General features: G+C 65.4%; 19 protein-coding genes and 1 tRNA gene. 11 read left to right on the top strand and 9 right to left on the bottom strand.

Annotated features, from left to right (window positions below):
• Positions 1 to 61 precede the first annotated feature (61 nt).
• Positions 62 to 1,792: a sensor histidine kinase gene (locus ACSAGD_RS09190; protein ID WP_437582424.1), complete on the bottom strand. Its 1,731-nt coding sequence runs from the start codon at positions 1,790 to 1,792 to the stop codon at positions 62 to 64.
• A 12-nt stretch (positions 1,793 to 1,804) separates the two neighbouring features.
• Entirely contained in the window at positions 1,805 to 2,494 is a 690-nt protein-coding gene (locus ACSAGD_RS09185; protein WP_437582423.1) for a response regulator transcription factor, read from the bottom strand.
• Between the two features lie 99 nt (positions 2,495 to 2,593).
• Between ACSAGD_RS09185 and folP the strand changes: the two genes are divergently transcribed.
• Both folP and ACSAGD_RS09175 read left to right on the top strand, forming a co-directional pair.
• A complete protein-coding gene (folP, locus tag ACSAGD_RS09180; RefSeq protein ID WP_437582422.1) occupies positions 2,594 to 3,517 on the top strand; it encodes a dihydropteroate synthase in 924 nt (307 codons plus the stop codon).
• Positions 3,510 to 4,259 (top strand): pyrimidine reductase family protein, encoded by a 750-nt coding sequence (locus tag ACSAGD_RS09175; protein WP_437582420.1) that lies wholly within the window; start codon positions 3,510 to 3,512, stop codon positions 4,257 to 4,259. The genes folP and ACSAGD_RS09175 overlap by 8 nt, the downstream gene beginning before the upstream one ends.
• Before the next feature lies 1 nt (position 4,260).
• On the opposite strand, the gene ACSAGD_RS09170 is transcribed toward ACSAGD_RS09175, so the two are convergent.
• The 3 genes from ACSAGD_RS09170 to ACSAGD_RS09160 are packed head-to-tail and all read right to left on the bottom strand — an operon-like array spanning position 4,261 to position 8,072.
• Positions 4,261 to 5,901 (bottom strand): DNA repair helicase XPB, encoded by a 1,641-nt coding sequence (locus tag ACSAGD_RS09170; protein ID WP_437582419.1) that lies wholly within the window; start codon positions 5,899 to 5,901, stop codon positions 4,261 to 4,263.
• A 37-nt stretch (positions 5,902 to 5,938) separates the two neighbouring features.
• Positions 5,939 to 7,789, bottom strand: a complete 1,851-nt coding sequence (locus ACSAGD_RS09165) for a helicase-associated domain-containing protein (protein WP_437582418.1) — start codon at positions 7,787 to 7,789, stop codon at positions 5,939 to 5,941.
• Positions 7,790 to 7,802: 13 nt separating this feature from the next.
• Complete coding sequence (locus ACSAGD_RS09160; RefSeq protein WP_437582417.1) at positions 7,803 to 8,072, bottom strand: multidrug ABC transporter ATPase; 270 nt, start codon at positions 8,070 to 8,072, stop codon at positions 7,803 to 7,805.
• A 133-nt stretch (positions 8,073 to 8,205) separates the two neighbouring features.
• On the opposite strand from ACSAGD_RS09160, the gene ACSAGD_RS09155 reads away from it, so the two are divergent.
• Both ACSAGD_RS09155 and ACSAGD_RS09150 read left to right on the top strand, forming a co-directional pair.
• Complete coding sequence (locus tag ACSAGD_RS09155) at positions 8,206 to 8,589, top strand: cold-shock protein (RefSeq protein ID WP_437582416.1); 384 nt, start codon at positions 8,206 to 8,208, stop codon at positions 8,587 to 8,589.
• Complete coding sequence (locus ACSAGD_RS09150) at positions 8,582 to 9,406, top strand: DUF3027 domain-containing protein (protein ID WP_437582415.1); 825 nt, start codon at positions 8,582 to 8,584, stop codon at positions 9,404 to 9,406. Before ACSAGD_RS09155 ends, ACSAGD_RS09150 begins: the two co-directional genes overlap by 8 nt.
• Before the next feature lie 31 nt (positions 9,407 to 9,437).
• Here ACSAGD_RS09150 and serC read toward each other — a convergent pair whose 3' ends face one another.
• The gene (gene serC, locus ACSAGD_RS09145) at positions 9,438 to 10,550 is read right to left on the bottom strand and encodes a phosphoserine transaminase (RefSeq protein WP_437582414.1); all 1,113 of its coding nucleotides are present in this window, start codon (positions 10,548 to 10,550) and stop codon (positions 9,438 to 9,440) included.
• Positions 10,551 to 10,665: 115 nt separating this feature from the next.
• Here serC and ACSAGD_RS09140 point away from each other — a divergent pair, with 115 nt between their 5' ends.
• The 7 genes from ACSAGD_RS09140 (at position 10,666) to ACSAGD_RS09110 (ending at position 18,269) form a co-directional block, all read left to right on the top strand.
• Positions 10,666 to 11,364: a metal-dependent transcriptional regulator gene (locus tag ACSAGD_RS09140; RefSeq protein ID WP_437582413.1), complete on the top strand. Its 699-nt coding sequence runs from the start codon at positions 10,666 to 10,668 to the stop codon at positions 11,362 to 11,364.
• A 202-nt stretch (positions 11,365 to 11,566) separates the two neighbouring features.
• Entirely contained in the window at positions 11,567 to 12,496 is a 930-nt protein-coding gene (locus ACSAGD_RS09135) for a C40 family peptidase (protein ID WP_437582412.1), read from the top strand.
• A 323-nt stretch (positions 12,497 to 12,819) separates the two neighbouring features.
• A complete protein-coding gene (locus ACSAGD_RS09130) occupies positions 12,820 to 13,323 on the top strand; it encodes an HNH endonuclease (RefSeq protein WP_437582411.1) in 504 nt (167 codons plus the stop codon).
• A 31-nt stretch (positions 13,324 to 13,354) separates the two neighbouring features.
• A tRNA-Arg gene (locus ACSAGD_RS09125) sits at positions 13,355 to 13,426 on the top strand.
• A gap of 84 nt (positions 13,427 to 13,510) precedes the next feature.
• Positions 13,511 to 14,173 (top strand): histidine phosphatase family protein, encoded by a 663-nt coding sequence (locus ACSAGD_RS09120; protein ID WP_437582410.1) that lies wholly within the window; start codon positions 13,511 to 13,513, stop codon positions 14,171 to 14,173.
• A 122-nt stretch (positions 14,174 to 14,295) separates the two neighbouring features.
• A complete protein-coding gene (locus ACSAGD_RS09115; RefSeq protein WP_437582409.1) occupies positions 14,296 to 18,060 on the top strand; it encodes an AAA family ATPase in 3,765 nt (1,254 codons plus the stop codon).
• Positions 18,057 to 18,269: a hypothetical protein gene (locus ACSAGD_RS09110; protein WP_437582408.1), complete on the top strand. Its 213-nt coding sequence runs from the start codon at positions 18,057 to 18,059 to the stop codon at positions 18,267 to 18,269. Before ACSAGD_RS09115 ends, ACSAGD_RS09110 begins: the two co-directional genes overlap by 4 nt.
• Positions 18,270 to 18,323: 54 nt before the next feature.
• On the opposite strand, the gene mscL is transcribed toward ACSAGD_RS09110, so the two are convergent.
• From mscL to ACSAGD_RS09095, 3 genes are read right to left on the bottom strand one after another with little or no spacing between them, the layout of a single operon-like run.
• Positions 18,324 to 18,698: a large conductance mechanosensitive channel protein MscL gene (mscL, locus tag ACSAGD_RS09105; protein WP_437582407.1), complete on the bottom strand. Its 375-nt coding sequence runs from the start codon at positions 18,696 to 18,698 to the stop codon at positions 18,324 to 18,326.
• A gap of 43 nt (positions 18,699 to 18,741) precedes the next feature.
• Entirely contained in the window at positions 18,742 to 18,981 is a 240-nt protein-coding gene (locus tag ACSAGD_RS09100; protein WP_437582406.1) for an FmdB family zinc ribbon protein, read from the bottom strand.
• A 14-nt stretch (positions 18,982 to 18,995) separates the two neighbouring features.
• Positions 18,996 to 19,574: a 5-formyltetrahydrofolate cyclo-ligase gene (locus tag ACSAGD_RS09095; RefSeq protein ID WP_437582405.1), complete on the bottom strand. Its 579-nt coding sequence runs from the start codon at positions 19,572 to 19,574 to the stop codon at positions 18,996 to 18,998.
• Between the last annotated feature and the right edge of the window lie 45 nt (positions 19,575 to 19,619).

The following is a 19,619-nucleotide window of genomic DNA, read 5'->3' as shown; positions in this document are numbered from 1 at the left end:
AGACGCTATCGATGGGAGACACCGCTGAAATGACTCAGACTGCCGCCTGTGGACAGCTGCGTCAGCGGTCGTCTTGTGGACGAGAATCGCCGGAGGAGTTCCCTTCAGGGGCCGACGGTGCACGATCGCTCGACGCGAGCGGAAGCCGGATGCGGAAGGTTGCGCCGCCGCCCGGTGTCTCGGTGACCTCGACCGTCCCGTTGTGGGCAGCGACGATCGACGAGACGATGGCGAGCCCGAGTCCGCTTCCGCCTGTCTCCCGGGTGCGCGACGAGTCAGCTCGCCAGAAGCGCTGGAAGATCTTCTCGCGGATCTGCGCAGGGACGCCTTCGCCGTGATCGATGACGGCGACGGTAGCGGTCTGCTGAAGAGCGTTTGCGGAGACGCCGACCTCGATCGGGCTTCCGTCCGGTGTGAATCGCATGGCGTTGCCCATGAGGTTGGCGATCACCTGGCGGATCTTGTTCTCCTCCGCCATCACGATGGCAGGAACGGTGGGGATGGATGCCGTCATGTGCGTGACCGACTCCACCGATGGCTCCTTCTGAGCGGCATCCGTCTTCTTCGGCCGCCGCCCGCGCAGCCGAGCGAAGGTCGCTCCGGCCAGTGCGATCGGACCGGAATTCCCGGTCAAGCTGGTGGGTCTGGTCGTGGTGGGCTCCGGCGTCGGCGCGACCGGCTCTGGAGCGGGCGCTGGCGGCTCCTCGTGAGCGTCTGGGGGAGTGTCGATGACGAAGGAGACCGGGCGTCCGGGGTAGGACGCGCGGGCGTCCATGACGGCGTCCTTCGCAAGCGGAGTGAGGTCGACGCGGGCCAGCTCGAGAGGACGCGTCTCGTCCAAGCGTGCGAGCTCGAGGAGGTCTTGGACCATACCGCTCATGCGGACGGCCTCTTTCTCGATGCGTTCCATCGCCTGGGCGACGTCCTCGGGATTCTGGAGCGCCCCCATGCGGTACAGCTCAGCGTAGCCACGGACCGTGACCAGAGGCGTTCGCAGTTCGTGGCTGGCATCGCCGACGAAGCGCCGCATCTGCTCGATCGTCGCGGCACGGTCTTTGAATGCCTGGTCGATGCGGCTCAGCATCGTGTTGAGCGAGCGATTGAGCCGTCCGACCTCCGTGTTGGGCGTGAGCCGCGTGAGGCGTTGACTGAAGTCGCCGCCCGCGATGTGTGCCGCGGTGCGTTCCGCCTCGCGGAGAGGATGCAGCGTATTCGTGACGAGCACGCGCGTGATGAGAGCCCCGAGCACGATGACGCCGAGCCCTAGACCGAAGAAGATCGTCAGATACGTCGCGATGACGCTGTCAGGGCCGCGCATCGACCGTGCGATGAAGACGACACCGTTGGTGCCGCGATCGTCGATGGCGTCTGAGACGACCGAGACCGCCTGAAACTCGGTCCCGGCGATGCTTGTGACGGGGACCGGCCGCGTGGAGATGGCGTTGCCGACGCTGATCGTGCCCGGATCTGGCCTCGGGAGGAATCGAGACTCGCGATCGTCCCAGTTGTGATCGAGCAGTGTTCCGTCCGCGTTGTACAGCGCAATGTAGTACTCGTTGGTCTCGCGCACGCGCCGCGTGCCGTCATCGAGAGTGTCGATGTAGCGTCCGATGTCACCGGTTGCGAACGCGACGAGCTCGGCCTTCGCCTGCTCGATGAGCGCCTGCTTCAAGATGATCACCGTGCCCGCACCCGTGACCAGGAGGCCGAAGGTGAGGACGATCACGGTGACGCTTGTGATCTTCGTCCTGAGCGTGATCGAGTTCCACCAGTCGGAGACGGCCTTGTGCATGGGGGAGCGGGACTACTGCTTGCTGGTCTTCAGCATGTAGCCGAAACCGCGCTTGGTCTGAATCAGCGGCTCAGCCGAGTACTGGTCGAGCTTGCGTCGCAGGTATGAGATGTAGCTCTCGACGATGCCTGCGTCCCCGTTGAAGTCGTATTCCCAGACATGGTCGAGGATCTGCGCCTTGCTGAGAACGCGGTTCGGATTCAGCATGAGGTAGCGCAGCAGCTTGAACTCCGTCGGGCTCAGCTCGACACTGGTGTCGCCCACGAACACCTCGTGGGTGTCTTGGTCCATCGTGAGTTCGCCAGCGCGGATGATGGCGTCTTCATCGGCCTGCATGGTGCGCCGCAGAATCGCCTTGATGCGCGCGACGATCTCGTCGAGGCTGAACGGCTTGGTGACGTAGTCGTCACCGCCGACGGTGAGACCGGTGATCTTGTCCTCGGTGTCATCCTTCGCCGTCAAGAACAGGATGGGCGCCGTGTACCCGGAGGCACGGAGCCGCTTAGTCACACCGAACCCATTCATGTCCGGCAGCATGACGTCGAGGATGATCAGATCGGGCTCTTCTTCAAGGACGGCGGAGATAGCCTGCGCGCCGTTTCCGACGGCCCGCACAGCGAAGCCCGCGAAGCGCAGGCTCGTCGTAAGAAGGTCGCGGATGTTGGGCTCGTCATCGACGATGAGGATGCGTGGTCCTGTCATGTCCCCAGTATCTGCAAGTTTTCTGAAAGTGGGCTGGGCGCTTTTGGGCGGTTTTCGGCAGAGGCGGCGAGAGTCCCCGGCATGAGGCACGATGGAGTCATGGACGACTCTTCTCCGCGGAACCTCCCGGCGCCTCCCACGATCACGCATCCGGTGAGGACGATCGGCGCACGCCGCTTCGACTTCGCGAGAGATGTCGCGGTGATGGCTGTCGTCAACCGGACGCCTGACTCCTTCTACGATCAAGGGCGCACGTTCGCCTTGGAGAGCGCGGTTGCGGCGTGCATCGATGCGGAGGAGGCCGGGGCGGACTGGGTGGACATCGGCGGCGCGCCCTTCGCCCCCGGCCCCGCGATCGAGGCGGAGGAGGAGGCTGACCGGGTCGTGCCCGTGGTGGACGCCGTCCGCGCGGCATCCGATGTCGTCATCTCCGTCGACACCTTCCAAGCCGAGGTCGCGCGTCGCAGCATCGAGGCCGGAGCGGATGTCGTGAATGACACGACCGGACTCAGCGATCCAGACCTGCCGCGGGTCGTCGCGGACAGCGACGCGCACATCGTGATCACCCACAGCCTCGCCGTCCCGAGAACGCCCTACCCGACCCCCACCTACGAGGACGTTGCACGCGAGGTAGCCGACTACCTCGAGGCCAGGGTCGAGCGAGCGCTTGATGCGGGAATCCCGGCGGAGCGCATCATCGTCGACCCCGGCCATGACCTCAACAAGAACACACTGCACAGTCTCGAGCTGACGCGGCGTCTCGGGCCGATCGTCGCCCTCGGCTACCCGACGCTCGTCGCCGTGTCGAACAAGGACTTCATCGGGGAGAGCCTCGACGCTCCCCGTGCCGAGCGCGTCGAGGGCTCCCTCGTCGCCGCGGCGCTGTGCATCGCGCAGGGCGCACGCATCATCCGGATGCACAATGTGCGCCAGTCCGTCGCGGCCGTGCGCATGACGCAGGCCATCCTTGGGCTGAGAGAGCCCGCATACCTGAGACACAACATGGGAGAGCGAAATGACTGAGCTGACACGGGTCTGGCCGATGCCCGCTGCGACGGCATCCACTGTCTCCGACATCGCCGACTGGTACGCCCTCGACGACCGCGACGCCCCCTGGCTGCGCATGAACTTCATCTCGAGCGCGGACGGAGCCGTCACCGTCGGCGGACTCTCCGGCGGGCTCGGAACGGAGCCGGACCACGAGGTGTTCGACGCGCTCAGATGCATCGCAGACGTTGTGATCGTCGGGGCGGGCACGGTGCGTGCAGAAGGCTACGGGGCGATGCGAGTGGATGCCGCTGACGAGCGACGCCGCCGCGGATACCAGGCTCAGCCCAGTTTCGCGATCGTGTCGCGGACACTCGACTTCTCGCCCGACGACGCGATCTTCCAAGACGCCCCGGTCCGGCCGATCATCGCCACGTGCGAAGCGGCCGGTGCTGAACGCTTCGACGCGCTCGCCGACGTGGCGGATGTCATCGTGTGCGGCGATGATCGCGTGCACGGTCAGCTGCTGCGCGAGGCACTCGTCGATCGGGGACTGCCGCACATGCACTGTGAGGGAGGCCCTCATCTGTTCGGCGATCTGGTGCGAGACGACGCGGTCGACGAACTGTGCCTGACGATCAGTCCCATGCTCGCGGGCGGGGCTGCCGGACGCATCCTCGCTGGTGACGACGAAACGCCGCGCGACCTCGCGCTCGCGCACGTGATCGAGGCGGACAGCACACTGCTCCTCCGCTACACGCGCGATCGCGCGCAGTGACCTACGCCGCGATCGACGCGGAGTCGAGGATCGTGTAACTGTAGCCCTGCTCGGAGAGGAAGCGCTGGCGGTTCTGCGCGAAGTCTTGGTCGAGCGTGTCGCGTGCGACGAGCGTGTAGAAGTTCGCAGTGAGACCGGATGTCTTCGGCCGGAGCAGACGCCCCAAGCGCTGGGCCTCTTCCTGACGGGAGCCGAATGAGCCGGACACCTGGATCGCGACTGTCGCCTCCGGCAGATCGACGGAGAAGTTCGCGACCTTCGACACGACGAGAACAGGCTCCGTGCCATCGCGGAACGCCTGATACAGACGTTCCCGCTCATCGTTGGGAGTCTCACCGGTCAGCTTCGGAGCACCGAGGACATCGGAGAGCTCGTTGAGCTGGTCCAGATACTGCCCGATCACGAGGATGCGTTCATCCTTGTGGCGGTCGATGAGCCGCTTGACGATGCTGATCTTCGCGGGCGTCGTCGCGGCGATGCGATACCGCTCGTTGTCCGCTGACGCCGCGTACTCCATGCGGTCGGCCTTCGGCATATCCACGCGGACCTCGAAGCACTCGGCCGGTGAGATGTAGCCCTGCGACTCGATGTCCTTCCACGGTGCATCGAACCGCTTCGGCCCGATGAGACTGAAGACGTCGCCGGCGCGGCCGTCCTCGCGGACAAGCGTCGCCGTGAGACCGAGACGGCGCCTCGCCTGCAGATCGGCCGTCAGCTTGAAGACCGGCGCCGGCAGCAGGTGCACCTCGTCGTACACGACCAGCCCCCAGTCGAGAGCGTCGAGGAGCGAGAGGTGCGCGTACTCGCCCTTCCGGCGAGAGGTGAGAATCTGGTAGGTCGCGATCGTGACCGGCTTGACCTCTTTGACCTCTCCCGAATACTCCCCGATATCGTCCTCGCTGAGGCTGGTGCGGCGCAGCAGCTCGTCACGCCACTGCCGTGCTGACACGGTGTTGGTCACGAGGATCAGCGTCGTGGTGTCGGCGCGTGCCATCGCGCCGGCTCCGACGAGCGTCTTTCCTGCGCCACAGGGGAGCACGATGACGCCCGAGCCGCCGTCGAAGAAGTTGTCGATCGCCTTGTTCTGATAGTCGCGAAGGCCCCAGCCCTCCTCGACGAGGTCGATGTCGAACGGAGCTCCGGGCGTGTAGCCTGCGAGATCCTCCGCCGGCCAGCCGAGCTTCACGAGCTCCTGCTTGACCTGGCCGCGGGCCCACGGCTCGATGAGATAGGTGGTCTCGGTCGGGTGCCCGATGAGCAGCGGACTGACGCGCTTGGCTCGAGCGACCTCGGTGAGCACCGCGGCATCCTCCGACGAAAGGATCAGCTGGTCGTCGTCGTCGCGCTCGATGACCAGCCGACCGTAGCGTGACACCGTGTCTGAGATATCGGTAGCGACGGTCTGAGGCACCGGGAACTTCGAGTAGCGCTCCAACGTCTGGAGCATGTCGTCGGCTTCGTGACCGGCTGCTCGTGCGTTCCAGAGCCCGAGTCGCGTGATTCGGTACGTGTGGATGTGCTCGGGAGCGCGTTCAAGCTCGGCGAAGATCGCGAGCGCGTGGCGGGCATCTTCCGCGAGCGGATGCGCCACTTCGAGCAGCACGGTGCGGTCGCTTTGAACGATGAGAGGGCCGTCTGACATAGCGTTCCAGCGTACCCCGCGCTCCTGAGAGTCTGGGTCAGGATTCCACGGGGGAGACCGCTGTGATGCTCGACAGAGGAAGCGTCCTCTCGACGTCAGCGCTGTGGTCGCGGCCGCGCAGCCTTCCGCCCGCAAGACCCGTGGGCTCGAGCACCAGGTCGACGCTGCGTCCGCCCGGCATCGCGACCGTGACGCGGACGGCCCGTCGGTTGCGCACCGCGAGCTCGAGCTGACGGGCGAGCCATGCAGCGTCGGGTTCATCGGCGTTCGCTGTGCTGGACTGCCGCAGTCTCGCGATGAGCGGGCGCAGATCCGCGCGCGGCGGAGCGGCCGGAGAGACGACGTGTGAGCGCAGGACGGGGACGAGGGCGCCGTCGTCATCGACCGCGGAGGCCGGGTAGCGAGCATCGTGCAGCGCCCAGAAGACGACGTCGCGTGCGAAACGGCTCTCGAGACGGCCAGGTTCCGTGCGCCGAAGTCCGAGCGTGGCGAGCGTCTGGTCGACCGCGAGTGTGTCCAGAAGGTCGTGGTCTGTCGAGATGATGCTGCTGTGCGCACCCGGAGCGCTCGCGGAGGCGCTGACCCGAACGAGGCCGTGCTGAGCGGCCACGTCGTCGATCAGATAGCTGAGCGGCTGCGGGATGCCGGTGAGCGAGACATCGTCGAGAAATGCGCGGATGCTTGCGGCATCCTCACCCGTGCTGAGCGCGCGGTCGATGCTCGAGCGGGTGAAACGGTAGGTGGATGCCTGTGAGCGCGACTCGACCTCCGCCATTCCACGCAGCCGTGTGTCTCGCGCCGGAGTGAGCGGGCCCGGGGAGATGACGCTCAGATCGTCCTGCACGTACACCTGCGAGACCTCGTGCGGAAGCACGTCACGGATGCTCGCCTCTGCGGCCTCCGGGACACCGGCGAGCAGCTCCCGGCCGGAGGTCGACAGGCGGTCGCGAGCGGTGATCCCGAGCAGGTCGGCATGGCGCACGATGCTGCCGACCGAATCTGTGACGCCTCCACCTCCGAGGGGGAACGTCCATGCAACCCGCTGCCGAAGCGACGCGCTCCACTGCGCAGACGGCGAGACGCTGATCAGGGGACGAAGACCGGTGGGGATGCTTTCCAGCCACGCCTCTGCGAGAGTGCGCCAGCGTACGACAGTCGGCTGGTCCATCCACGTCACACCGTGCGGAGTGGGGGACCACTGGCGCTCGTGAAGCGTGAGAAGCCCGGCGGCCGCCGCGATCGCCAGGAGCGGCTCGATCTCGTCAAGCTCGGCTCCGCTGACGGAGGCGAGGCGTCGAGCGTCCGGAAGAGCCAGACCGCCTCGGCCGAGCTCCCGCGCCGGTGCGCGGAGCGTCTGGGTGATGAGCTCACCCACCATCGTCGTGGTGAGGAAGGCTCGTTCCCCGGAGATCGCCTCGGTGCCGGACGCATCCTCGACCGCGCACAGCGTCGTCGGCGGGTGGTCTGCGAGCTGTCGAGCACTCGGGAGTCCGCTGCCGTGAAGTTCATCGAGTGCGTCGGCGACGGCGCTGAGAGGTCGGATGCGCTCGTCGCGAACGATGAGAGCGAGGCGCTCCGCACGCGCTGCGCCGTCCGCAGCCTCCTGGGCGACGTCCTCCCCGTTGCCGAACGCGAGGACGTGAGCCACGAGCTCCTCCTCGGAGTGGGAGGCCCCGATCTCCGCGGCAGCCGAGAGGCTCAGCAGCATCCGTCTGTCGCACTGCTCGAGCGCCTTTGACAGCCGCTGACGCTCGAGAAGACGCTCGGCGACGTCGAAGAAATCGCCGAGTCGCGCATCATCATCGATTCCGCGCGCTGTCAGCAGTCGCTCCAGCTCGTCGTCGGAAAGGGAGCGCAGGTGAGTGGCGACGATCAGTGCGTCGGTCATGGATGCCCCAGCATCACTCGCCGCGCGCGGCCCTGCCGCGACGCACCCCGCCCACGATCAGCAGCACGATGAGCATGAGCATCGCGAGCGGCAGACCGATGTACGGCGCCATCGCGACGGCCGGCCAGACTCCTGATCCGAAGTCCTCCTGGACCATGCCGCTCCACGTGCCGATCATGATGGCGAAGAAACAGCCGACCGAGATGATCACGATCACGAGAAGCGCGTAGGCAAGAAAGCGCTCGAGGGCGCCGGTCGATGAGTCGGAACGGGATGAAGCCACATGTCAAGGATAGGCCCCGGGCCCCGCGCACCGAATACGATAGGGGAAGGCGGAATGATTCCGCCCGCCGACGGACGCCCCGTCGACGCACGATCCAGGCGCTACAGCGCCTCTTCCCCCAGTGAGGTTCTCCATGCCTACCGGCAAGGTCAAGTTCTACGATGAGGACAAAGGCTTCGGCTTCATCACAAGCGATGACGGTGAGCAGGTGTTCCTGCACGCCTCCGCGCTGCCCGCCGGCGTCACGTCGCTTCGTGGCGGCACCCGGCTCGAGTTCGGCGTCGCTCAGGGGAGGAAGGGCGTGCAGGCGCTCTCTGTGCGCGTGCTCGAGCAGCCCCACAGCGTCGTGCGCATGAACCGCAAGCCGGCGGACGACATGATCGTCATCGTCGAGGACCTCATGTCGCTCCTCGACGGCGTCAGCAGCAGCTTGCGCAAGGGGCACTACCCCGACAACTCGCACTCACGAAAGGTCGCGGCCGTGCTGCGCCGCGTTGCAGACGAACTCGATGCCTGAGAACAACGACCCGACGAAGTCCGAAACTACCGACGCCACTGTTCGTGAGGGCCACGACGCAGTGACGGATGCCGACAAGCCGACGACGCCCGTCGAAGACGCATCATCGAAGGACGCGCCGCAGCCCGCGGAGGGAGACGCTCCTGATCCGGAGAGCACGGCGCCGGAGAGCACGGAGCCGGAGACACCGACTGAACCCGATCCTGTGCTTCTCGCTGCCGTCGATCTCGCGCGTGAGGCTCTGCTCGAGGGGACGACCGCTGACACCATCGGCGACTTCGCCGGGCACAAGGTCGAGCAGGAGCACGTTCTCTCGCTGCTCTTCGAGAATAGGCTCGACGGCTATCCGGGGTGGCTGTGGACGGTGACACTCGCCCGAGTCGAGGACGGCGAGCCCACGGTCGTCGAGACAGAGCTGATGCCGGGAGACTCGGCGCTTCTCGCCCCTGACTGGGTGCCCTGGTCAGAACGCCTCGCAGAGTACCGAGCGCAGCAAGAGGAGGCCGCTCGCGAAGCGGCGGAGGCCGAAGAAGACGATGAGTCCGATGATGACGAGGACGATGACTCGCTTCTCCACGCGGGAGACCTCGATGGCGTGGATGTCGACGAGCTGGACGAGGCATCCCATCGCAACGAAGACGATGCGGACGACTCAGACGATGAGTCGAGCGACTCCGACGAATCCGAGGACTCCGACGACTCCGATGAGGACGATTCGAACCGTTCCTCGCGCAATGGCAGCCGCAGTGGTCGACGCCGCAGGGGCCGTCGAGGATCTCAGGGCCGTCGCCGCTCGCGCGGCAGGCGCCGGAGCTAGTGTGCCGGCGCCTGAGCGCCGGCACACGTGATCAGAGCGCGTCGACGACGTACTCAATCGACGAGATCAGCTTGCGCACGTCTGCCGGCTCGATGGCGACGAACGTCGCGATGCGCAGCTGGTTGCGGCCGAGCTTGCGATACGGCTCGGTGTCCACAACGCCGTTGCTGCGCAGAGCGGCGGCGACGGCCGCGGCATCCACACTGTCGTCGAAGTCGATCGTGACGACAACGTTCGACCGGTCTTCCGGGTTTGTGACGAACGGACGTGCGTAGTCGACCGACTCCGCCCACTCGTACAGCGCCGATGACGACTCCGCCGTGCGCTCGGCGGCCCAATCGAGACCGCCGTTCCCGTTGATCCACCGCAGCTGGCTGTCCAGGAGGTGCAGCGTCGTGATCGCCGGCGTATTCAGGGTCTGGTTCAGTCGTGAGTTGTCCACCGCGTTCTTCAGACTGAGGAACTCGGGAATGTAGCGCTCCGAGGCGGCGATCCGCTCGACGCGCTCGAGAGCCGCGGGGGAGAAGAGGGCGATCCAGAGGCCGCCATCGGACGCGAAGTTCTTCTGAGGCGCGAAGTAGTAGACGTCCGCCTGCGAGGCATTAACGGCGAGTCCGCCTGCACCGCTCGTCGCGTCGACGACGGTCAGGGCACCGGCATCCCCGGTGACTCGAGTCACGGGAGCCATGACACCCGTCGAGGTCTCATTGTGGGGCCACGCGTAGACGTCGACGCCCTCGACCGGAGCGCTCTCGGAACGAGCGCCAGGCTCCGCTTTACGGACATCCGGTGCTTCGAGCCACGGTGCGGCGGCGGCCTTCGCGAACTTGCCGCCGAACTCTCCGAACACCAGGTTCTGTGCGCGCTTCTCGATGAGGCCGAATGCTGCGGCATCCCAAAAAGCCGTCGAACCGCCGTTGCCCAGGATGACTTCATAGCCCTCCGGAATCGTGAACAGCTGCGCGACCTGTTCGCGCACGCTTCCCACGAGATTCTTGACGGGGGCCTTGCGGTGCGACGTGCCGAGAAGACTCTCTCCGACGGCCGCGAGCGAGGAGATCTGTTCGGCGCGGACCTTGGAGGGACCGCACCCGAATCGACCGTCGGCGGGCAGGAGGGCTGAGGGAATCTCGATCTCTGGCATGAACCGATTCTATGCGTGCAGCGACACAGCACTTGTTTATTTGACGGATTCAAGACTTCGGGGTGTTTCCCGGTAGGCTTAGCAGGTCACAGGAGCTGAGCCAGGGGAGGCGTCGATGACCGACCTGATCGATACGACAGAAATGTATTTGCGTACGATCCTCGAACTCGAAGAAGAGGGCATCGTGCCCCTTCGCGCGCGCATTTCCGAGCGCCTCGGGCATTCCGGTCCGACCGTTTCCCAGACCGTCGGTCGTATGGAGCGCGACGGTCTTGTCGTCGTCTCCGACGATCGTCACCTCGAGCTGACGGATGACGGTCGCCGCAAGGCTGTGCACGTCATGCGCAAGCACCGCCTTGCCGAGCGTCTCCTGAATGACGTCATCGGTCTCGAATGGGAGTACGTCCACGAAGAGGCCTGTCGTTGGGAGCACGTCATGAGCGAGCAGGTCGAGCGCAAGCTCCTCGCGATGCTGGATCACCCGACCGAGTCTCCCTACGGCACGCCGATTCCTGGGCTCGACGAGTTCGGCGAGAGCGCGAGCGTGGCCTTCTCCCACGGTGTCATCAACCTTGTGACGCTCGTGCGTGACGCCAAGGAACCACGACGTGCGAGCATCCGTCGACTGGCAGAGCCCGCCCAGTTTGAGCCGGAGCTTCTCGGTCAGCTCAAGAACGCCGGAGTCATTCCGGGGCGTGAGGGGACGTTCTCGCTCAACGGCTCGTACGTCGTCGTCAATATCGATGGAGCGGATGAAGGCCTCGAACTCCCGACCGAGGTCGCCACGCACATCTACGTCACGATTCCCGAGTAACGCATCCGGGAGATTCTGCGAGCAAAACGTTGCAGAAACGTGACAAACCGCGTCTCGTGCCGTAAGGTCGTGTCAGTCCCGACGCTGAGCTGCGGAGGGACGGACACCGGGCGCCCTGCATAATCTCGTCCCCCGGTGCCGAAACGCAGAGACAGCGTCAGTGGACGAGGCAACGCATGTTGGAAGGGCGCCGGAGGAACACGTGGCCCCTACCACCCCCAACGACATCGCTCCCGAAAGCTCTACTCCCTCAGATTCCCAGCCGCTCACTCGTCGTGAGCGCAGGCAGCGTGAGGCCGACGTCTCGATGACGACGACGTCGACGTCGATCGCCACCTCGACGGATCTTGTGAAGCGGACATCCGCGGTTGCTGCACGTCCTCACGTACGGCGCTCAGCACGCACTGCGCCGCCCTCAGCCGCGAAGGCCGAGCGGTCGTCGGTGTGGAAGCGCTGGCGCTCGACGCTCGTCATGATGATCGTCGTCCCTGGGCTCTTCGCCGCGTTTGCCCTGCCCGGCTCATTCGCGCCCGCGAGTGAGGCCGCCCCGCTCTTCGCGAAGCACGATCGCATGGCGGGGGCTCAGGAGCTCGCCGTCAGCACGGACGCCGCGGGTTCGGCAGTCGCTCGTGACACGTACTCGGCGACCTCGCAGGAGGAGCTCGATGAGCAGGCGGCGGCGGAGGCCGCAGCCGCTGCCGCAGCGGCGGAGGAAGAGCGTGCGCGCAACGCCGAGAAGTACGACTCCTATTCCGGTCCGACCGCAGAGGACAACCTCGCCGATCCGCCGCAGACCGAGTACAGCCTTTCGGCCGTGTTCAATACGGCGAAGCAGTACATCGGCACTCCGTACGTCTACGGTGGTGCGACGCCCGCCGGCTTCGACTGCTCGGGCTTCGTCATGTACGTCTTCTCGCAGTACGGCATCTCGCTCCCGCACGGGGTGAGCGGGCAGGCTGCGGCCGGTACCCGCATTCCGCTGTCGCAGGCTCAGCCGGGCGACCTGGTCATCATGAACGGACACGACGGGTTCTACGCGGGCAACGGGCAGATCCTGGATGCTCCGAAGCCAGGTGGACACGTCAGCATCCGTCCCATCTGGACAAGCAACTACTACATCGTCCGCATCTGATGATGAAACATCGGTGAATAGCCGGTGCTGCTCCACCCCGAACGGCGCGCCCTTCTACCCGGGCGTGTCGTTCGTGGGTTAACCTGAGTCTCTGACGCACCTGTGGAGGTGAGAGCGACGATGAGCGGAATACCCGGTGTCCATCCCATGGACATACGAGACTTCTCTGCTCGTCGCCATGTCGATCACGTACGTCGCGGAACAACCGCGAAAAGGCACTGCCCAAAGGGCGGTGCCTTCTGTGTTTTTCGGCCCTCTCTCCCGCAGCGCGTCAGTGTGTCGAATTACCGGGAAGCCGTCACGGCCATTCGAGAGGAAGCGCAATGCGCACGTTGGTACTGAATGCTGGATTCGAGCCGCTCGCCGTGGTCTCGTTCCGCCGAGCCCTCGCGCTCGTCCTGTGCGGCAAAGCCGCGGTGGTCGAGATCGTCGAGGACGATCCCGTCTGGGGAGTCTCCGTGCGCTACGACAGACCGAGCGTGATCGTGCTCACTCGGTATGTGAAGGTGCCCTACTCTCGACGCATCCCCGTGAGCCGCCGCGGCGTACTCAAGCGAGACCTCCACACCTGCGGATACTGCGGGGCATCGGCGACAACGATCGACCACGTCATCCCACGCTCACGCGGGGGAGAGGACTCCTGGGAGAATCTCGTCGCGTGCTGCCTGAGGTGCAACAGCACGAAAGGCAATCGGACTCCTGCCGAGATCGGCTGGCAGCTTCGCATCACGCCGCGCATGCCTTACGGCCCTGGGTGGGCTGTCCGTGGCGTGGAGGGAGTGCTGCCGCAGTGGCAGCAGTATCTCTCGCCGTCGGTGGCCGCGTAGCTTCGCAGAGGCGATAGACTGTGTGGCGTTTGCCTCTGTAGCTCAATGGAAGAGCAGTTGCGTCCTAAGCAAACGGTTGGGGGTTCGAGTCCCTCCAGGGGCACCGTCGTACGCGCTGATGCGCCCACAGATTCCTCAGGCACGAACGCCTAGGATCGTTGTGGACCCTGAGCGATGAGGAGAGCCCATGAGACTTCTGCTGATCCGCCACGGACAGACCCCCTCGAACGTGATCGGCGCACTCGACACGGCCGTGCCCGGGCCTGGGCTCACGGACCTCGGCTTCTCTCAGGCAGAGGCTATCCCTCCCGCTCTTTCATCGGAGTCCATCGGCACTGTGTTCGCGTCGAGTCAGACTCGTGCCCAGCTCACAGCGACCCCACTTGCAACGCGTCTCGACCAGGAGATCCGAGTGCGCGACGGAATCCGAGAGATCGACGCGGGCGATCTCGAGATGCGCAGCGACTGGGACGCCATCGTGGAGTACCACCGGGCGTCTTTCGCTTGGGTGGAAGGAAAGCTCAGCGAGCGGGTTCCGGGCGGTGAAGACGGACATGAGGCGATCGGTCGCTTCGACGATGTCGTCGACGAAGCCGCTCGAGTCGGCGAAGAGACCGTGGCGCTCGTTGCGCATGGTCAGATGCTGCGGGTCTGGGCGGCGGCGCGCACTGGTTCGACGCCGGAGTTCGCCGCGGAGAACCCGCTGCACAACACGGGCATGATCGTGCTGGAAGGCGCGCCTGACATCGGCTGGAGCCTTGTCGAATGGCACAGCGATCCGGTGGGCGGCCTCGATCTCGTCGCGGGAGTGAGCGGCGGTCCCGGCGGTACGGCGGCGGCACGTGAGTGATGTCGGCCCCCCGGACGGGTGACGGATCACCCCACGATGCACAAAAGTCGACGAAACTCGCCGACATTACCTTGATTTTGCGCGCTTGCGCTTAGTGTGGCGTTGTGTGGAGGCTTGAAAAGATGAACGGGCGAGCAGAGTCGGAGGAGAACCCGTCACTCGAGCTTGCCCCTAACCTGACGGGTCCGCAGGACCTCTCGGTCGCGGACCCCACCGTCGAGATGGGGAACGTGGCAGACGACGAGTGGCGGCGTTGGCGCGACGAGCTTGCCGAGGTCGGCGGAACCTCGCCGCTTCTGCACTTCGACGACGAGCGCCAGCACCTCATCGAGCTGAGCGCCGCGCATCCCGGAAGCCTGCCGCAGTTCATCACGGGAAACTCCACGCTTCTCTCGAACCTCGTGCGCGATGATGTCGCGCTGCGGGTCGCGCGGGTCGCTGCTGACCGCATCACGACGAAGGGCATAGAGCTTCGCACGGTTCGCGGCCTCGAAGCGGTCCACCTCGCCGTGGGGCTGGCGCACTGGCGCTTCCACGGCGAGAACTTCTGCGCTCCGCTGCTGCTGCGGCCCCTCGCTATCCGTCGCTATGGCAACGACTTCGAGCTGAAGCTCACCGAGCAGATCATGCTCAACCCGGAACTCTCGCGCGCGCTCGCCGAGCAGTTCGACATTCACCTTGATGCTCGATCGTTCGAGTCGCTCGCGATGTCGGACGGCGTGTTCAAGCCCCAGCCGGTGATCGACAGTCTGCGCGGACTCACGTCGCACCTGGACTGGTTCACGGTCCAGCCCCGGCTGATCGTCTCGTCTTTCTGCGCTGTGGGCGCCGCTATGAACCGCGACGCAGCCGACCTCGATCACCCTGTACTCGATGCCCTCGCCGGCAACGCGAGCGCCCGACGACTGATCGAATCGGGCACGAACCTCGTCGACGCTGTCGGTTCAGATGAGCGCAGCCCCTCGACAGACACGCTGCTGCTGGACTCAGACGCCGAGCAGGAGAACGTGATCGCCCAGATCACGGAAGGCCAGTCGGTCGTCGTTTCGACGCTCCCCGGAACCGGCGGAACCCAGACGATCGTGAACGCGCTCGGCACCCTCGTGTCAGCGCATAAGCGCGTACTCGTGGTCAGCCCGAGGAAGTCGACGCTCGACGGCATCCGTCATCGACTCACCGGCGTCGGCCTGAGCGGTCTCGCAGCACACCCGCGGACGCTCCGCCGTGACCTGGTGCAGGCAATCTCGCGCAACGAGAAGGCCACAATGCCCAAGGTCGCCGACGTGGACGACGCACTCGTGCGTCTGCGCAAGGTTCTTCTCGACTATCGCTCGTCGCTTGCGCACAAGGACCCAGCGCTCGGCGTGACGGTCTCCGATATGCTCAGCGCCCTGACAGCGCTCTCGAACCTGCCGACACCGCCCTCGACGACCGCGCGTCTCGACTACGAGTCGCTGACGCAGCTCGCCACGGGGCGCGACGAGATCGCTGAGAAGCTGGCGCAGGCCGCCGCGCTGGGCGAGTTCCAGTACGGTCCTGATGACTCGCCGTGGTACGGAGCGAACTTCTCCACGACTCCGGAGGCGAAGCAGGCTCACGAACTTGCGAAGCGCATCAACCACACCGACCTGCCTCGACTGTTGGAGCGCGCCTACGAACTCGTCGGCCAGACGCGCATGCGCCCGTTCGAGAGCATCGACGAGCTGGGCGTCTACCTGCGCCTCATGCTCGACATCAGGGAGACGCTGGACAAGTTCGTTCCCGCGGTTTTCGATCGCTCGCTCACCGACTTGATCGCGGCGACCGGAAGCCGCCGAGAATCGACGAGCATGTCGAGCGGCAACAGGCGTCGCCTGAAGAAGCTCGCTCGTGAGTACGTGCGCCCGGGCGTGCATGTGCCTGACATGAACGCGGCCCTCCGCCGCATCCAGCAGCAGCGCATTCTGCTTCAGCGCTACGTTGACGCGGGCATCAACCCCGAGGTTCCTCTCGGCATCGCCGACGTGCACGTCGCGCATCAGAAGATCGTGGCCGACCTCGGTCAGCTGGACGCGCCACTCGGTCGCACCGACCGCGACAGCAAGCTCTCCGCGCTTCCGATCAAGACGCTCGTGCGCGTCATGTCCGGCCTCGCCGCCGAATCGACGGTCATGGAGAACCTGCAGGAGCGCACCACTCTCATCACAGAGCTGCGTGAGAAGGGTCTCACGCCGCTGCTGACCGACCTGTCGAATCGTCACGTTCCCGCTGAGCGTGTGGCTGACGAGCTCGAACTCGCCTGGTGGCAGTCTGCTCTCGAGCACATTCTCGCGGCAGACAAGGCTCTGCTCGGTGCGAATACGAAGGTCATCGATCGCCTCGAGTCTGACTTCCGCCTCGTCGACGAAGCACACGCTTCGGCGTCCGGGCAGCTGCTCGCGGGGACGATGGCCGAGACCTGGCGCATCGGACTGGTGGACTGGCCTGAAGAGGCGCGCGAACTTCGCGCTCTGCTGAAGAACAACGCGCGGGTGACGCCTCGCGAGCTCGAGGATGCCGCCCCGCACCTGTCCCGCGCGCTGTCTCCGATCTGGATCACGTCGCCCTACGAGGTCTCGCAGATTCCCGACAGCATCCGATTCGACGCCGTCTTCATCGTCGATGCCGGCGCTTCCACGATCGCTGAGAACGTCGGTGCGATCAAACGAGCCAAGCAGGTCGTCGCCTTCGGAGACACCGTGACGCAGAGCCCGACGCCATTCCACACTGCGGTGTCGGATGCCGCGACAGACGCGGCTCTCGCGGAGGACGTCGAAACTCGCCACGCCGATTCCGCCATGGCTCGGCTCTCGGGGCTTCTGCCGGGGCTCACGCTGACGCGCAGCTATCGCGCGGGTGGTGAAGACCTCGCGGAACTGGTGAATCAGCGCTTCTACGGCGGCGAAATCGACTCGCTTCCGTGGGCCGGTTCCTTCCTTGGGCACGGAAGCCTCACGCTCGACTATGTGTCGAACGGTCATGGGATGCCGGATCCGGACACCGGAACGGTGGAATCGGTGGACGCGGAGGTCGTGCGCGTCGTCAACCTGGTGCTCGAGCACGCAACCAACCGGCCGCGTGAATCGCTCATGGTGATCACCGCGAGCCAGCGGCATGCCACGCGGGTTCACCAGTCCGTACTCGCCGCGTTCGCGCGCAGACAGGACCTCGCAGACTTCATCCTCAAGGATCGTGCCGAACCGTTCACCGTGCTGACGCTGGAGCAGTCCGTTGCGGAGAGCCGTGACCGGGTGATCTTCTCGCTCGGCTACGGCGTGACGCCGCACGGCCGCGTGCTGTCGACGTTTGGCACGCTGGGGGAGCCGGGCGGCGACCGCCTCCTCGCGGTGGGAATGACACGGGCACGTCGGTCAATGGTGATCGTGACCTGCATTCGCCCCGAAGACATCGACCCCGAGCGGATGCAGCACGGCATCGCGGCGCTCGCACAGCTGCTGCGTGAGCCCCCGCGCTGGACACCTCGCCCGCCCGTCACTGACGGTGCTGAGCCGATGATGCTCGATCTGGCCGAGCGGCTCTATCGGAACGGTCTCTCGGTCGAGATCGGCTACCGCGGAAAGCTGGCTCTCGTGGCGAGCTACAGGAGCAAAGCGATCATCGTCGAGTCCGATGTCGAGGTCGGTGCGGAGTCACTTCGTGAGTCTCTGCGTCTGCGGCCGGAAGTGCTTCGTCGTCTCGGCTGGCACTACCTTCGCGTGCACGGCTTCGATCTCTTCAGTGACCCTGTCGCGGTGGCAAGCAAGGTCATGTCGATCCTTGGCGCCCCGGAGACCGAGCCCGCGCATCCCGGCAGCGAGCGCGCGGCCGAGCTCATTGACACGGCGCCGCAGCCGAGGCTCGAACGGTGAGTCTTCAGGACCGACCTGATCCAGCACCTCGCACGATCGTCCGCTCGCGTGGGGGTCGTCGTGCGACGATGCCAGCCGTGCCGGGAAGCGATCCGGAGCCGGAGCGTGGCAAAGCTCGACCGGTGAGCGACTCCGACCAGAGCTGGGGCGACGACCCGTCGGGCAATGACAGGCGGCTTCGGGCGGACAAACCGCCGCACTGGGGATGAGACGACGATGCCGCGCCCGTCAGACGAGCGCGGCATCGATGGAGACTGCGACAGCTACTTCTGCTGCTCTTTTTGGAGGAGATCGCGGATCTCGGTGAGAAGATCAAGCTCCGTCACGGGGGCATCCTCATCCACAACTCCGGCGTTGCGTCGGGCCTCAGCCTTCTCACGCAGCTTGTTCATGGGGAAGACGAACACGAAGTAGACGACGGCGGCCACGATCAGGAATGTGATGACGGCCGCGATCACGGCGCCGAACTTGAATTGGGCGCCGGCGGCCTCGACGATGAACGCTTTGTTGAGGCTCTCCGCGTTGAACAGGATCCCGATCAGCGGATCGAAGATGTTCTCGACGATCGCGTTCACGACCGCGGTGAACGCGGCTCCGACGACCACAGCGACGGCAAGGTCCATGACGTTGCCGCGCATGATGAATTCTTTAAAACCCTTGATCACGGGTTTTCCCCCTTACTTATGAGCTGGAGGAGCTTCCTCCAGCGTCTGATGCTGAAGTAGAGGGTACCGGCTTTGAGCTGGATCGGGAATCTGTGCGGTAGAAGCCGCTTCCGTTGAACGTGACTCCGAGGCTGCCGAACACCTTTCGGAGCTTGCCACCGCAGGACGGGCACTCGGTGAGCGAGGCGTCAGAGAACTGCTGGTGGATATCGAAGGCGTGATCGCACTGCGTGCAACGGTATGAATAGGTGGGCATGGTCTTTCGCTGAATTAGAGATCCAGGATGCGGTGAGGAGTCACGACCCCGCTGACGGACTGGTCGTGCGGCTCCTTCGGCACTTCAGGGAGCACCTCATTGTCGAAGACCATCGCGTACACGGGCGGACGCCGCTCCATGGACCCGAGAGTCTTGTCGAAATAACCGCGACCCCATCCTAACCGGGTTCCCTGTTCGTCGACTGCGCACGCGGGAACAATGATGAGGTCGACGTCGTTGATCGCGATCGGACCGAGCAGCTCGCCGACGGCCTCGGGCATCCCCCAGAGCCCGGTCTTCTCGATGCCCTGCTCACCTACCGTCCAGTCGAGCAAACCGTCTTCACGGCTGATGGGGAAGAGTATGCGGATGCCGGACTCGAGCGCCCAGTTGATGAACGGTCGGGTGTTCGGCTCGCTCGGCGTCGACAGATAACAGGAGATCGAGGTCGCACCCATGGCAGTGACGAGAGACTGCAGGTTGGCGAGAAAGCCCTGCGAGGCTTGCTCGACCTCCGTGGTCGTCAGGTTCTGTCGGCGTTCGCGAAGCTCGGCACGCAGAGCGCGCTTTTCGTAGTCTGCGGTGCTGGGCATGCCCCCATTCTAGGTGGGGGCCGGAGTGTCGGGCCTGTCAACCAG

The sequence above is a fragment of the Paramicrobacterium salitolerans genome (assembly GCF_051513965.1).
Taxonomy (GTDB): domain Bacteria; phylum Actinomycetota; class Actinomycetes; order Actinomycetales; family Microbacteriaceae; genus Paramicrobacterium.
The sequence above is the reverse complement of the archived record's forward strand: the minus strand, read 5'-3'. Positions and strand labels throughout refer to the sequence as shown.